Annotated in this window: 13 protein-coding genes; 8 read left to right on the plus strand and 5 right to left on the minus strand. The window is 61.2% G+C overall.

The window, feature by feature from the left end; genetic code table 11:
- Positions 1-68 precede the first annotated feature (68 nt).
- A complete protein-coding gene (locus M1E10_RS01050; RefSeq protein ID WP_499173170.1) occupies positions 69-2,159 on the plus strand; it encodes an acetate--CoA ligase family protein in 2,091 nt (696 codons plus the stop codon).
- Between the two features lie 67 nt (positions 2,160-2,226).
- On the opposite strand, the gene M1E10_RS01055 is transcribed toward M1E10_RS01050, so the two are convergent.
- Positions 2,227-2,628: a PaaI family thioesterase gene (locus M1E10_RS01055; RefSeq protein WP_499173171.1), complete on the minus strand. Its 402-nt coding sequence runs from the start codon at positions 2,626-2,628 to the stop codon at positions 2,227-2,229.
- Between the two features lie 180 nt (positions 2,629-2,808).
- Between M1E10_RS01055 and M1E10_RS01060 the strand changes: the two genes are divergently transcribed.
- The 3 genes from M1E10_RS01060 to M1E10_RS01070 all read left to right on the plus strand — a co-directional run bounded on the left by M1E10_RS01060 (position 2,809) and on the right by M1E10_RS01070 (position 5,802).
- Positions 2,809-3,258 carry a tripartite tricarboxylate transporter TctB family protein gene (locus M1E10_RS01060; RefSeq protein ID WP_499173172.1) on the plus strand — a complete coding sequence of 150 codons (450 nt, stop codon included), beginning with the start codon at positions 2,809-2,811 and terminating at the stop codon, positions 3,256-3,258.
- Complete coding sequence (locus M1E10_RS01065) at positions 3,258-4,784, plus strand: tripartite tricarboxylate transporter permease (protein WP_499173173.1); 1,527 nt, start codon at positions 3,258-3,260, stop codon at positions 4,782-4,784. The genes M1E10_RS01060 and M1E10_RS01065 overlap by 1 nt, the downstream gene beginning before the upstream one ends.
- 64 nt (positions 4,785-4,848) lie before the next feature.
- Complete coding sequence (locus M1E10_RS01070; protein ID WP_499173174.1) at positions 4,849-5,802, plus strand: Bug family tripartite tricarboxylate transporter substrate binding protein; 954 nt, start codon at positions 4,849-4,851, stop codon at positions 5,800-5,802.
- A gap of 64 nt (positions 5,803-5,866) precedes the next feature.
- On the opposite strand, the gene M1E10_RS01075 is transcribed toward M1E10_RS01070, so the two are convergent.
- Genes M1E10_RS01075 through M1E10_RS01090 form a run of 4 tightly spaced genes read right to left on the minus strand, consistent with a single transcriptional unit; the run spans position 5,867 to position 9,335 of the window.
- On the minus strand, positions 5,867-6,418 hold the full coding sequence (locus M1E10_RS01075; RefSeq protein ID WP_499173175.1) for a carboxymuconolactone decarboxylase family protein: 552 nt from the start codon (positions 6,416-6,418) through the stop codon (positions 5,867-5,869).
- 8 nt (positions 6,419-6,426) lie between these two features.
- Positions 6,427-7,425, minus strand: a complete 999-nt coding sequence (locus tag M1E10_RS01080) for a D-2-hydroxyacid dehydrogenase family protein (protein ID WP_499173176.1) — start codon at positions 7,423-7,425, stop codon at positions 6,427-6,429.
- Between the two features lie 16 nt (positions 7,426-7,441).
- On the minus strand, positions 7,442-8,479 hold the full coding sequence (locus M1E10_RS01085; protein ID WP_499173177.1) for an AbrB family transcriptional regulator: 1,038 nt from the start codon (positions 8,477-8,479) through the stop codon (positions 7,442-7,444).
- 58 nt (positions 8,480-8,537) lie between these two features.
- Positions 8,538-9,335 carry an SDR family NAD(P)-dependent oxidoreductase gene (locus tag M1E10_RS01090; protein WP_499173178.1) on the minus strand — a complete coding sequence of 266 codons (798 nt, stop codon included), beginning with the start codon at positions 9,333-9,335 and terminating at the stop codon, positions 8,538-8,540.
- A gap of 183 nt (positions 9,336-9,518) precedes the next feature.
- Here M1E10_RS01090 and M1E10_RS01095 point away from each other — a divergent pair, with 183 nt between their 5' ends.
- The 4 genes from M1E10_RS01095 (at position 9,519) to M1E10_RS01110 (ending at position 13,694) form a co-directional block, all read left to right on the plus strand.
- Positions 9,519-10,448 carry a LysR family transcriptional regulator gene (locus M1E10_RS01095; protein WP_499173179.1) on the plus strand — a complete coding sequence of 310 codons (930 nt, stop codon included), beginning with the start codon at positions 9,519-9,521 and terminating at the stop codon, positions 10,446-10,448.
- Between the two features lie 115 nt (positions 10,449-10,563).
- Complete coding sequence (locus M1E10_RS01100) at positions 10,564-11,355, plus strand: SDR family NAD(P)-dependent oxidoreductase (protein ID WP_499173180.1); 792 nt, start codon at positions 10,564-10,566, stop codon at positions 11,353-11,355.
- Positions 11,356-11,501: 146 nt separating this feature from the next.
- Positions 11,502-12,845, plus strand: coding sequence for an MmgE/PrpD family protein (locus tag M1E10_RS01105; RefSeq protein WP_499173181.1), 1,344 nt, complete (start codon positions 11,502-11,504; stop codon positions 12,843-12,845).
- A gap of 36 nt (positions 12,846-12,881) precedes the next feature.
- Entirely contained in the window at positions 12,882-13,694 is an 813-nt protein-coding gene (locus M1E10_RS01110) for an enoyl-CoA hydratase/isomerase family protein (RefSeq protein WP_499173182.1), read from the plus strand.
- Positions 13,695-13,772 lie beyond the last annotated feature (78 nt).

Below are 13,772 nucleotides of genomic sequence, written 5' to 3' on the forward strand. Positions count from 1 at the left end.
AGATTGCCGCGGAAAATAGAAGGATGTGCGGCTCAGCCGCTCGTCTTCTGGACGGTGAGGAGAACTGGATGTCCGATACTACTGCCGAACGCGTCAGCGCCCTGAATGCGTTGTTCTGCCCTTCTAGCGTTGCCATTGTGGGCGCGTCAGCCGATCCGAACAAACCTGGCGGGCGTCCTGTCGGCTACCTGATCAAGCACGGCTTTGCCGGACGCATTTATCCGATCAATCCAAAAGCGGAAACTGTCTGCGGCCTTCAATGTTACGCATCGGTTGACGATCTTCCCGAAGCCCCCGACGTGGCAATCGTCCTGTTGGGAGCCGAGCGGGCGCATTTTGCCGTCAGGCAGCTGGCGGCGCGCGGGACCAAACTCGCCATCGTGCTCGCCAGTGGCTTCAGTGAAGCCGGCGAGGCGGGCATGGCGCGACAAAAGTCTTTGCTCGAGGCAGCAGGCACGATGCGCATTCTTGGCCCCAATACCATCGGTGCCATGGACCTGAGGAAGAACATCGTCCTATCAGCCAGCGGCGCACTCGAAGTCGGCGACTTGCCGGTCGGTGCCATTTCCGTGGCTTCGCAAAGCGGTGGCATCCTTGGGGCTCTTTTGTCGCGCGGAGCGGCTCGCGGTATCGGCTTCAGCAAGCTCGCCACCACCGGAAACGAGGTCGACATCGATCTGGCCGACCTGATTGACTACTACGCCGAGGACAGCGACACCCAGGTGATTGCCGCCTATGTCGAGGGTATCCGATCGGTCGATAAATTCCGGCAGGCTGCCGAAAAAGCAAGGCGGGCCGGCAAGCCGGTGGTCGTCTTCAAGGTTGGGCGGTCTGCTTCGGGGGCGCGGGCCGCCGTGTCGCATACGGGGGCAATGGCCGGAGAGGACCGAGTCTACGACGTGTTGTTCAGGCAGTGCGGCATTATCCGGGCGCAGACCTTTTCGGAGCTTCTCGATGTGCCGGCGATGCTCGTGACCGGTCGCAAGATGCAGGGACGAGCTGTGGCTGTGCTGACCTCCACCGGCGGCGCCGGCAGCCTGGTGGCCGACAGTTGCGGCATCGGCGGGCTCGACGTGCCGCTGCTGGACAAAGCAACTGCCCAAAGCCTCGCAGACATCCTTCAGGCCGATGAACCGATGACGGCAAACCCAGTCGATGTGACGCTGGCGGGCGTCAAGCCCGACGTGATGACGGCCTCCACGGAGATACTCCTCAATTCCCCGGGGATCGATGCCGTCGTCGTGATCGTCGGCTCTTCTGCGCTGGCGCAGCCAGAAATCGTCGTCGGTGCGATCAAGAACGGGGCGGCGAAGAGCCAGAAGCCGCTGATTGCCTATGTGAGCCCCTACGCACCCCATATTGTGAAAGAACTCAACCGCCAGGATATCCCCGCCTATACGGATCCCGAGACCTGCGCCGTTGCGCTAAAAGCAACGCTGCCCATGCCGGCACCGCAGGCTGTGCGGACATCAACTGAGGTGAAAGCCGTCCCCGACTGGCTCGCATCGGGGACCCTGAACGAGGCACAATCCCGCGAAATCTTCGGTCATTACGGCCTCTCGGGCACCGACCAGCGCATCGTGCAGACCTCTTCGCAAGCGGCAGAAGCTGCAAGGGAGCTGGGCGGACGGGTTGTCCTCAAGGTCCTGTCCTCCCAGATCGCCCACAAGTCTGACGTGGGCGGTGTCAAGGTCGGCCTCTCGGCCACCCATGTCGGTCAAGCTCTGACCGACATGGCGGCAGCACTCCGATCGCAAGGATTGCCGAAGCCGGAGGGTTTTCTCGTTCAGAAAATGCTGACCGGTGGCATCGAGGTCATTCTTGGGCTGCGCCGTGATCCGCAGCTTGGACCGCTGGTCCTGCTGGGAGCAGGCGGGATATTTGCCGAGCTGGCTGACGATTCCACCATCCGGCTGCTGCCGATCAAGCAAGCGGACGCCCGCGAGATGGTTGCTGAACTGCGTCTGTCCCGGATCCTCAACGGTTATCGTGGCGGTGCTCAATACGACACGGATGCCCTGGTCGAGGCGATCCTGTCGCTGGCCAGCATGGGAGAAAGCCTCGGTACGCGTTTGCTCGAGGCTGAGATCAACCCGCTCTTCGTCATGCCGAAGGGCGAGGGGGTCGCGGCAGCGGATGCGCTTGTCGTCATTGAATAGCCAATAGAACAGCTTGCGACGATGGCGTGCCGGCCGGCACGCCATCGTCGCGTAGGCTGACATTCGGTCAGGTCTTGGTGCTGGCCAGTCTCCAGACGCCCTGCGCCTGCACGATGGTTTCACCGTCACACATCACACTTCCCTCAACAAAGGCCATTCGCGTCGTGAGTTTTGCGATGCGCGGGGTGAGCGTCGCGAACGTGCCGATCTTGAGCGGCGTCACGAACTGATGACCGAGAGTGACGGTCGCTGCTTTTTCGGCACCGCTCGCCAACCGGCAATGCATGCCGAAGGCCCTGTCCACAAAGGTCATGATCATGCCCCCGTGAATCACGCCGTTGCGGTTGGCGTGGATGTCGCGGGTGATGAAGCCGTAGTGCTCGCCGGCCTCATCGGCACGCCGCCATAGACCGCCGATATGGGCGATGAAACCGTCGGCTGGGTCGAACAGCCATCCATTCTGCGTCAAGGAATCTTCCATAGCTATCGTCATGACGCAGGTAACAGTGATTGGCAATTACGGTGACAGAACATTCCACTCTGACCTTTTGTTATGCCTGCATGCGTTTTTGAAGGTTGAAACCGGAGCAGATTGTCCGGAGGATTGGGGTTCGCTGAAGCGCGCATCAACTTAAAGGGAGGAGATCGCATGCCCAGTATCGACTACCGCGATGCGGTAGGAGGCGCATTGCTCGTGGCTGTTGGCGCCGCGTTCGCCATCTACTCGTGGACGCATTACTCGATAGGCACCGTGACCCGCATGGGTGCCGGCATGGTGCCGTTCGGCCTGGGCATTATCCTGGCAATTTTTGGCATCATGGTTCTGGTGGCAAGTACCGGGGCAGAAGGCAGGTTCCCCGAGGTTCGAGTGGCCACGCCGCTTGTGGTTCTGGGAAGTGTCGTTCTTTTTGCATTGACTATCGGCACTTTCGGGCTTCTGCCGGCCGCATTTCTTGCAACGATGACGGCGGGATTTGCTGATCTTGCCTTCAAGCCTATTCGCAATATGGCCCTCGCAGCCGTGCTGACGCTCATCGCCTATCTGGTCTTTTCGGCCGGACTGCGGCTGCCACTTCCTCTGTTTATGTGGCCCTTCTGATGGACATGTTCTCCAATATCGCGCTCGGTCTCGAAACGGCTCTGACGCCGGTCAACCTGCTGTACTGTTTCCTGGGCGTCTTCCTGGGAACCTTCATCGGCGTGCTTCCCGGCATCGGCGCGCTCGCTGCCATCTCAATGCTGTTTCCCATCACCTACCATCTCGAGCCGACGACGGCGCTCATCATGTTGGCCGGTATCTACTACGGCACCGCCTACGGTGGCAGCACGGCGTCCATCCTGCTCAACATCCCGGGCACATCTTCCAGCGTCGTAACCTGCCTCGACGGCTACCCGATGGCGCAGCAGGGCAGGGCCGGCGTGGCGTTGGCCATGACGGCTTTCGGATCCTTTTTCGGCGGCATCTTCGGTATCCTGGTGCTGAGCATGTTCTCGCCGTTGATTTCCGGCTATGCCCTGTCGTTTGGACCTGCGGAATACTTCACGCTGATGGTTCTAGGCCTGATTGCCGCGTCCGCCATTACCGAGGGCTCCGCTGCCAAGGGACTTGCAATGGTCGTTCTGGGTATTCTTCTGGCGACCGTTGGTATGGATCCCCAAAGCGGGACCCCGCGCTTCACCTTCGGTACGCTCAACCTGATGGATGGCCTAGGCCTCAGTGCGCTCGCCATGGGTCTATTCGGCATCTCTGAAGTCATCACATCCATCAGAAACAAGCACGACGCACCCGTAGAACCGATGGGTCGCACGGTTTCCTTGCGCTCCCTTATTCCGACCCGCGACGACGTGCGTCGAAGCTGGATGCCAATGTTGCGCGGGTCGACGATAGGATCATTCTTCGGCGCTTTGCCTGGCACGGGTCCCTCGATCGCCTCCTTCGTCTCCTACGCGGTCGAGAAACGCGTCTCGAAGACACCGGAACGTTTTGGCAAGGGTGCTGTCGAGGGCGTCGTGGCGCCAGAGACAGCCAACAACGCCGCAGATCAGACCGCCTTTATTCCCACCCTGTCGCTCGGCATCCCCGGCAGCGCCACCATGGCCCTGATGATCGGGGCGATGATGGTCCACGGCATCCATCCTGGGCCGCAGATGATGACCGAGCAGCCATCGCTGTTTTGGGGCTTGGTGATGAGTTTCTGGGTCGGCAACGTCCTTCTCATCGTTCTCAACCTGCCGTTGATCGGGTTGTGGGTTCGACTGCTGACCATACCCTATCACCTGCTATTCCCCGCCATCGTGATGTTCATTTCCATCGGGGCCTACTCCGTTCGCTACAGCGCCTTCGATGTGCTGACGGTGGCCAGTTTCGGAGCCCTTGGATACGTGATGCGGATTTTTGCCCTGCCGGCGGCGCCGCTGCTGCTCGGCTTCGTGCTGGGGCCGCTGATCGAGCAGCACTTCCGCCGCGCCATGGTTCTGGCGCGGGGCGATCTGGTGGCCATCGTCGAACGGCCCATCAGCGGCACCTTCGTCGTCATCAGCGTGCTCTTGCTCGGCTGGAGCCTGTGGTCGACGTTCCATGCGGCCCGCAAGAAGAAGGCAGCGGAGGACCAACCCTTACCGTGATCGGCATCAGGTGCAGCCGGTCACGTGAAAGCAAGACAAGCACTGAAACAAGGAGGAGAGAAGCATGAAGATTTTTGCCGCAGGCGCTCTGGCATTTGCCGCAGCGACAGGAACCGTGGGGGCGCAGGAATTTCCGACCAAGCCCGTAACGATCATCATCCCCTACAGCGGCGGCGGTTCGACGGACCTGATGGCCCGATCGCTCGCCACTGAGCTTCAGGAGATGTGGGGACAGCCAGTCATCGTCGAAAACCGCGCCGGTGCCGGCTCGATGATCGGCACGGCCTATTTGTCCCAACAGCAGCCCGACGGATACACATTGCTGGTGAACACGGCTGCCCATTCGACGGCTCCAGCCGTGCAAAAGGACCTGCCATTCGACCCGAAGACGGACATCACACCCATCGGCATGGTCGCCACCAGTCCCTATGTGGCGGTCAGCGGAAACAGTGTGAAGGCCGATGGGTTCGACGCCTTCGTCGCGGAAGCCAAGGAACGCCCGATGTTCTTTGCCACCGCAGGCGTCGGCAGTTCCAGCCACTTCGCAGCCGAACTTCTTATCCAGCAGGCGGGTCTGCCCGCGGAGGTCGTGCACTACTCAGGCGGTGGCGAGGCTCAGGTCAACCTGATGGGCGGCCATGCGGACGTCTACATCAGCACGACGGCGTCGGTCATGCCCTATGTCAATAACGGCCAGGTCAAGGCGCTCGTTGTTTTGGCGCCAGAGCGTTTCGATCTTCTACCCGACGTCCAGTCCAGCGGCGAAAACGGAGTCGAAGGCATCGAGATCGATGGCTGGCTTGGGCTATTTGGCCCCGGTGGCATGGATCCGGCTCTTGTTGAGAAGATCAACACGGACATGAACACTGCAATTGCCAACGATGGCTTCAAGAAGGTCCTTGCCGACAACTTCGTGGTCGCTGGAGACACGACCGCGGCCGAGTTCAAGGAGCAGGTCGAAAAAGAGATGGATCTCTGGGTCGGTCTGGCGAAGGAACGCAACGTCGTCGCCCAGTAGGCCAGTTTGTTTTCCCATATCGTCTTTAAAAGAAGAGGCCGTCTCACAGAGGCGGCCTCTTCTGCTATCGGGCTGTCAGTTCATAAGTCTCGCCATCAGGCAGCGGAACCTCGAAGGCGTTCAGCGTCATGGAGATGAGCGTGTAGTAGCCGCACAGGCCGACCAGATCGACAAGCCGATCATTGCCCAATATCGTATGGGCTTCCTCGTAGAGGTCCGCGGGAATCTTGCGTTCTATGGAGAGGACAAAGACCACGTCATGGACGACGGCTTCCTCCGGGTCGCGAAAGGCTGGCCGCCGTCCGGCTTTTAGGGCGTCGGTGATCTCGGGTGCAAGACCGGCCTCCAACGCGATTGGCTTGTGCGCCCACCATTCGAACTCCGACTGCCAGACACAAGCCATGCAGAGAATGGCAAGCTCCGACAGCTTCGGATCGAGTGAAGAGCCGTATCGGCAATAAGCGCCGAGCGCCTGCGCGGCTTGCGCCAGTTCCGGCCGATGCAGCCAGATCGCCAGCGGCCCACGGACGCGGCCGCGCGGGCCCGCTGCAATGACGTCGTGGACCCGCTTCTGGTCAGCTGTCATGGATTGAGGATCGGGAGGTGCAAGGCGCATGGAAACTCCTATTTGGCTCCGACCAGGCGGATTGGACGACCATCGAGCCAGCTCTCAAGGTTTTCGACCGTTTCGCGATAAAAGCTCTCGAAGGTGTCGCGGACGGAATAGCCAAGGTGCGGCGTGACCAGGGCATTGGGCAGGGTACGAATGGGATGGTCCGCCGCCAGCGGCTCGCGATCAAACACATCGATGCCAGCGCCACGGAGGCGGTTATGGACAAGCGCGTCCAGCAAAGCCTGCTCATCGACGAGCGGACCTCGCGCGGTATTGATGAGGATCGCGTCTGGCTTCATCAACGCCAGATCGTCCTTTGCGAGAATGCCGCGGGTGCTCGGGCCCAGCACCAGGTGCAGCGACACGACATCCGCCGAAGACAAGAGCGTCTGCTTGTCGCTGTATAATGCGCCGGCTTCGGCGGCGCGCTCGGGCGTCAGGTTAGGGCTCCAGGCCACCACGTTCATGCCGAAGGCTTTCGCGATAAGCGCCATCCGCGCACCGAGCTTGCCAAGCCCGATGATGCCGATGGTCTTGCCAAACAGCACCTCCCCGAGGCGGGTCTGCCAGGCGCCTTGCCGCATGGCAGCGCTCTCTTGCGGAATATGGCGCATGAGGCCGAGGATCAGGCCCCAGGCGAGTTCGGCAGTTGCATAGATGCCGTTGCCGCTTCCCGTCGTCGACATCACCGCTATACCAAGATCGTGCGCCGTCTTATGATCCAGCGTCCGGTTGCGCTGTCCGGTGGCAACGATGGCCTTGAGGCCGGGCAATTGACCGATGAGCTCGCCTGGAAAGGCCGTGCGTTCGCGCATCAGACAGACGGCATCATAGTTGCTCAATTGCGTCACGCCCGCCTGACCGCCGAGGATGGGTTCGTGGAGAAAATCCACATCGGCGCGGGCCTCGATGGCGGACCAGGATGCCAGTTCTTTTGCCACCCCCATATAGTCGTCGAGGACGGCAATGCGGGGCCGTCGGTCGGTCGGCAGCGGACGGAAGTCAGTCATGGCTTTTCTCCTCGCTTCAAGCATTTCGTCGTTCGTATCTGTTGATCAGGGCGACAATCCAGGGGATGTTTGGCATGAACAGAAAGATACGGGTCAGGTGGAATGCCGTAACGATCGTCACGTCCTGATGCAGGTATTTGGCGGTGAGCGCCATTTCGACCACGCCGCCGGGAGCAGCACCGAGGACCACGAGACGCCAGTCCATCCCGGAAAGGTGGCTCATCGCCACGGCAATGGCTGCGCACAGCGCAAGCAGCACCAGCACGGCCAGCACGCATGCCAATGTCAGCCTGCCTGCAGCGGTCAGGATATCGCGGCGGAATGTGGAGCCGAGCCAGGAACCCAGCACGATCTGAGCCGCCGACAGCACGAGGAACGGGAACGGCGAGATGCCATGTCCCGTGGCAGCCAGCAGAGCGGTCAAGGTCAACGGTCCGAGGAAATTCGGATTTGGAACCCGCAGCAGACGAAACAGGGCCATGCCGCTTAAGCCAACAAGCGCCAGGACAGCAATGTCGAAGAAGTCGAAAGCCTGTGGCGTGTTGCCCATACCGCGAGATTCCGGCCAGCCTTCCAACGCGTACATGGCAAAGGGTACGATCACCACCACCGCAGACAGGCGAATGGTCTGGGAGAAAATCACCGGCATGGGATCGACCTTGCTCTCCACTGCCATGGCTGCCGCCTCGATTGGACTGGTTGGCACGGCCGAGAGGAAAGCCTGAGCAAAGGTAAGCCCGCTGACCTTGGCGAAGATTGCCGCTACCGCAAAGATGCACACGAGACTGGCCACCGCAGTGCCGACGATGACGGGGGCATGAAGCAGGAGTTTCTCAAAGGCGGAGGGTGTAAATGTCAGGCCGACCTGACAGGCGACGATAACTTGACCAAACGGCCGGATCCTGTTGGGCACGCTGACCACCAACAGGCGACTGATGCAGAGAAAAGCGGTGACCACCAGCGGGCCGATCATCCACGGCAGCGGCGAGCCGAGCCATTGGAACGCGGCTCCCGCCAATGTGGCGAGAAGGAAGAGCAGGCCGAGCCTGGCCAACGGCTTGCCGTGCCGGGCAAACCGGCCGTGTCCTCCAGGCCCCGATGGCGCTCGTTCGTCAATCACAGCGTACGGACATCCCGCCGTCGACGACCAGCTCCGTTCCCGTCACGAACCGGGCATCGTCGGACGCAAGGAAGAGGGCCGCGTTGGCGGTATCGCGTCCGTCACCCATGAAGGGAAGCGGGATGCGGCTTTGACGCTGGGCCAAAAGTGCGCTGACATCGCCGCCGGCACGTTGGCTGGCGAGGCGCGCCTCGACCATGGGGGTATGCATCTGACCCGGCACGACGGTGTTGACCCGGATGTTGAACGGGGCATACTCGACCGCGGTTACGCGTGAGAACTGGATCACGCCGGCCTTTGCGGCGGCGTAGGCCACCTGCGCGGCGCCGGTCCAGCGGATCCCGGACGTCGAAGCCGTATTGACGATGGCGCCGCCGTTCTGGTCCTTCATGACCGGCAGGACATGCTTACACATCAGAAAGACACTGGTCAGATTGTAGTTGATCTGGGAGAGCCAGAGCTCTTCGGTCATCTCGACGGCACCACCCCTGGCGGAGCCGCCGACATTGTTGACGAGAATGTCAATCCGGCCGAACCGGGAAAGCGTGTCCGCGACCAAACTCTCGATAGAGGCGCTGTCGGTGACGTCGCAACGGGCAAGGTGATGCACGGCGCCAATTTGCCGGAGCATTTCGCCTGTCTCGTGCATGGCATTCATGTCGATATCGGTACCGACGACGGACGCGCCTTCTTGAGCGAACACAACGGACGCCGCCCGTCCATTGCCCCATCCGGGTGCCACGCACCCTGCGCCGGTAATGATCGCCACCTTGCCTGCTAACCGCCCCATCGTGTTTCTCCCGCTGGTCGCGTAGAGCCTGTCGTCGAGTTTGCTGCAGACCGGCGCCGGGCGTTTAGGATTTCCGGGAGATTTGCAGAGCGTGAGACAAGCCGATATTGGTGTGGCGTCGACTTTAGCCTAACCATAGCGGAAGTTGACTGGCTTTTCGTCGCTCTAGGGAAACCTGCGCTTATGCAAGAACAGAGACTCAACCTGCCGCTCAATCCGTTGCGGGCATTTGCGATCGCCTCGCGACACAAGACGTTTACAGCCGCTGCGAAGGAACTCGGGGTCAGCCAGGTCGCCATCAGCCGCCAGATCGCGATTCTCGAGAACTATCTGAATGTCAGCCTATTCGAGCGCGGCACCCGATCGGCCAAGCTGACGGATATCGGCCGCGCCTTCGGACTGGAAATTGCCGGCCTGTTCGACGAGCTCGAGCATGCCACGCACCGCATCATCAGCCAGGAAACCCAAAGCACGGTCAACTTACGCGTCCATCCGACATTCGCGCACCACTGGCTGATGCCGCGGCTGCCGGATTTCATGCAAAAGTTCCCCGACATCAAAGTGCGGTTTGATACCCGTGTGGAGCCGCTTGATTTTCGTGGCACGCATCTCGATCTTGCTGTGCAACTGGGTTCGGGAAATTGGAAGGACGCCAAGGCGCGTAAGCTTTGGGAAGAGGAAATCGACGTCGTCTGCAGCGCAGAATACCTGGAGAAGGTCGGCCCCCTCGAGACGCCGCAAGATGTCACGCGCTGCGACCTGTTGCATGCACGCTATCGCCGCCGGGCCTGGGAGCACTGGGCTGAGACGATCGGTATTCAGATCGAGTACCATCGCGGCATGGAATTTGACACGTCGCTTCTCACCTTTTCCGCGGCGGAGCAGGGATTTGGGCTTGCTGTCGGCCAATTGGGCCTGTTGGACGAGACGGTCAGCCAGGGACGGCTTGTCCGGCCGTTCGGGATGCAGATCGCAACGGGCGCCTCCTTCTACGTGACATGGCCGACCACTGCGTCGGTCAACGTCAAGACGAAGCGTTTTATCGATTGGCTGCTTGGCCAGGTGGGAGAGCCTGCCGAATTCTTCACTGCGTCCAAAGGGACGCATGGCTAGCCCTGAGCAGTTCTTAGCAGAACTGAACTCTGTATCACCTAACGTTTGATCAGGGTCTTGGCCGGCCGAGCGGTGCTATCCCTCAAGCATCACGCAAAGGCGGATGGAGGAGCGCATGTCAGGTCGTCTGGAGGGCAAGGTTGCAGTGGTGGTCGGAGCGGGGCAGCAGCCCGGCACGACTGTCGGCAACGGGCGCGCCGTTGCCATGCGGTTTGCACAGGAAGGTGCCACCTGCCTGCTGGTTGATCTGGTCGGGGCATGGGCAGAAGATACGCGCAAGCTGCTGGACGGCGCCCCGGCAAGTGTCTTCGAAGCGGACGTGACGAGCGAGGACGCCTGCAAGGCTGTTATCGACGCCGCCGTCGACCGCTATGGACGCGTCGACATCCTGCACAACAACATCGGCATGTCAAAGGGCGACAGACCCACCTGGGACCTCGACGTGGAGGCTTGGGACCGCATCATGACGCTGAACCTCAAGAGCATGTTCATGATGTGCAAGCATGCGTTGCCGGTGATGCGCCAGCAGCGTTGTGGCTCGATCATCAACATCTCGTCCACCTCTTCGCTTTCGATGCGCCCGACGCTCGCCTACAAAACGTCCAAGGGCGCGATCAACACGCTGACCCAGCATGTTGCGGCTGAGAATGCCGGGCATGGAGTGCGGGCCAATGTCATCGTTCCGGGACTGATCGACACGCCAATGGCAATCGAGCGCCGCGCCACGGAGACTGGGCGCACCCGCGAGGATATCAGGGCCGAGCGAGACGCGCTGGTGCCCATGGGTTTCATGGGGGAGGCAAAGGATGTCGCCAATGCTGCCGTCTTTCTGGCTTCCGATGAAGCCAGATACGTGACGGGTGTCCTGCTGCCGGTCGACGGGGGCCTCTTGCTCAAGCGCGGCTGATGTCGATCTTCGGTTTGGTTCCGGTGCTTGTTGGGCCGGCCAAACCGACAACCGGGTGGAATGAGACGAGCGGCAACGGGCGGTCACACGGCCTTGCAAGGCAAGCGAAGAAACAAACTGAAGGGTGAAATGGCATGGAAAATCCTTTGATCAGACTTGCGGAGGCCGCCGCGCGCTGGAATACCGTCGCTCTTGCGCAAGACGTCGATTGGGAAACGCGCCGCACCATCCTGGACTGGTTTGGCGCAATGCTTCCGGGCTGCCTGGACGGGCCGGCGCCCCTGCTCGCCAAGGCCCTGGCCTCGGGACGCGGCGAAGGCCATTCGGTCAGCTACGTCGACGGGTCGCAGGGCACCTCGCGGCATGCGGCTCTTCTCAACGGGGTAACGAGCCATACTGCCGAATTCGACGATATTTTCAGGGATGGAGGTTACCACCCCGGCAGTCCGACGATTTCGGCTGCGCTGGCCGTGGCACAGGAGAGGGGCGCGTCCGGCGAGGCCTTTCGACGCTCGGTCATCGGGGGCTATGAAGTGGGATGCCGCGTCGCGATGGCGCTGCAGCCCAGCCATTACCGGGACTGGCACATCACGGCCACGGTCGGCACCATCGGTGCGGCCGTTTCCACGGCCATGCTGATGGGCGGCACGGCCGAGACGATCGCTCACGCCATCGCTATTTCCACGAGTTTTGCCGGCGGGCACCAGGAAAATCTCCAGGGCCTGGGCAATACCAAGCCGCTCCATTGCGGGCACGCGGCGGAAGCCGGCGTTCTGGCGGGACTTGCCGCCTCCGCCGGCGTCACGGGCTCGCTCGACAGCCTGCACGCGCCGCACGGCTATGCGGCAGCTTCCAGCGACACGACCGGCAACTGGGCAGCGGCGCTCGACGGATTGAATGCTTGGACGCCGATCACCCGCATGACCTTCAAGAACCATGGCTGCTGCGGTCACATCTTTCCAGCGCTCGACGCAATGCGGGCGCTTCATGCGCAGATCCCCTTCACCGGCGACGATATCAGGACAATTACTGTACATGGCTACGGGCCGACAGCGGCCATCTGCGACCGGCTCCAGGTGGAAACGGCGAGAGACGCGCGGTTTTCGGTGCAGTACTGCATCGGTGCGCAACTTGTACTGGGACGCGTGCGCATGGATGCTTTCACGCCGCAAGCCCTGGCGCGGGAAGACATCCGGTCCATCATGGCGAGGATCACCGTGCTGGAGGATCCAGAGATCGCTGCGCAATACCCCCGCCGGCGCATGGCTAAACTGCGGGTCGAACTGAAGGACGGCCAGGTGCTGAATCACGTCCAGCAGACCCGCAAGGGCGATCCCGACGATCCGCTGACTGACGCAGAGCTCGTGGAGAAATTCGACGAACTCGCAGCCGTCGCTTTGGATGATCGCGAGCGGGACAACCTCCGCGAACTGGTGCTTTACGGCGACCGTGTCCCCGGTGTGCTTGCGCTTTCCCGCCGCCTCGTCTGACTGCATCGTAACTCAATTCGACAAGGGTTTTCATACATGTCTGCAAACGCCAAAGAAATGATTCCTCCCGTTGCAACCTTTATCGTGACCGACGTCGTCAATGGCATCGCCACGATCAAGCTGAACAGACCAGATGTGCGCAATGCCATCAACGATCAGATGCGTGCGGAACTGATTGCCGCATTCGAATGGGCAGATAGCTGCCGGCAGGTGCGCGGGGTGATCTTGACCGGAGAAGGTAAGGGCTTCTGCTCGGGGGGCGATATCGGTGGCATGCGGGGTCGACTGGACGCGCCCGCCGGCGAGGTTGCATTTAACGGCTGGCTTCGCCAGAAGCAGACCCATCGGGGGATCAGCGTCATCCGCAACATGACCAAGCCGGTCATCGCCGCCATCAACGGCTCGGCCTTCGGATTGGGGCTCGACATGGCGCTCGCGTGTGATTTCGTCATGGCAGCTTCCGGCTCGAAATTGTCAATGAGCTTCATCAAGCGCGGCTTGGTCTCTGATGGGGGCGGCATGTATTTCCTGCCGCGCCGGGTTGGGCTCGTGAAAGCCAAGGAACTCATCCTGACGGGACGCGTAGTCGAGACGGATGAGGCGTTGCAAATTGGAATGGTTGACCGTGTTTGTGCCCCTGAGAGATTGCAGGATGCAGCACAGACCTGGGCTGAAGAGCTTTGCCAGGGTGCGCCCGCAGCGATCGCGCTGACCAAAGCAATTCTTGATCAATCGTTGGAGAGTTCCGCCGACCAGATCTTTACACTGGGCCGGGAAGCGCAAGCGATCTGCTATACCACCGCCGAGCATCGGGCATCGGTTGAAGAATTCTTGAACAAATCGAAGTGAGGCTCAAGCTGCGTCAGCTCGCGTGGCGCTTTGAACGCATCGAGAGGCAGGGACGGGGGTAAGGCCAGTGAATGCATT

The organism is Rhizobium sp. PK7-22 (genome assembly GCF_056530405.1).

Bases quoted from the DNA above. Each gene is read 5' to 3' on its own strand.
- M1E10_RS01050 (WP_499173170.1), top strand. From the start codon at position 69: ATGTCCGATACTACTGCCGAACGCGTCAGCGCCCTGAATGCGTTGTTC.
- M1E10_RS01060 (WP_499173172.1), top strand. From the start codon at position 2,809: ATGCCCAGTATCGACTACCGCGATGCGGTAGGAGGCGCATTGCTCGTG.
- M1E10_RS01065 (WP_499173173.1), top strand. From the start codon at position 3,258: ATGGACATGTTCTCCAATATCGCGCTCGGTCTCGAAACGGCTCTGACG.
- M1E10_RS01070 (WP_499173174.1), top strand. From the start codon at position 4,849: ATGAAGATTTTTGCCGCAGGCGCTCTGGCATTTGCCGCAGCGACAGGA.
- M1E10_RS01075 (WP_499173175.1), bottom strand. From the start codon at position 6,418: ATGCGCCTTGCACCTCCCGATCCTCAATCCATGACAGCTGACCAGAAG.
- M1E10_RS01080 (WP_499173176.1), bottom strand. From the start codon at position 7,425: ATGACTGACTTCCGTCCGCTGCCGACCGACCGACGGCCCCGCATTGCC.
- M1E10_RS01090 (WP_499173178.1), bottom strand. From the start codon at position 9,335: ATGGGGCGGTTAGCAGGCAAGGTGGCGATCATTACCGGCGCAGGGTGC.
- M1E10_RS01095 (WP_499173179.1), top strand. From the start codon at position 9,519: ATGCAAGAACAGAGACTCAACCTGCCGCTCAATCCGTTGCGGGCATTT.
- M1E10_RS01100 (WP_499173180.1), top strand. From the start codon at position 10,564: ATGTCAGGTCGTCTGGAGGGCAAGGTTGCAGTGGTGGTCGGAGCGGGG.
- M1E10_RS01110 (WP_499173182.1), top strand. From the start codon at position 12,882: ATGTCTGCAAACGCCAAAGAAATGATTCCTCCCGTTGCAACCTTTATC.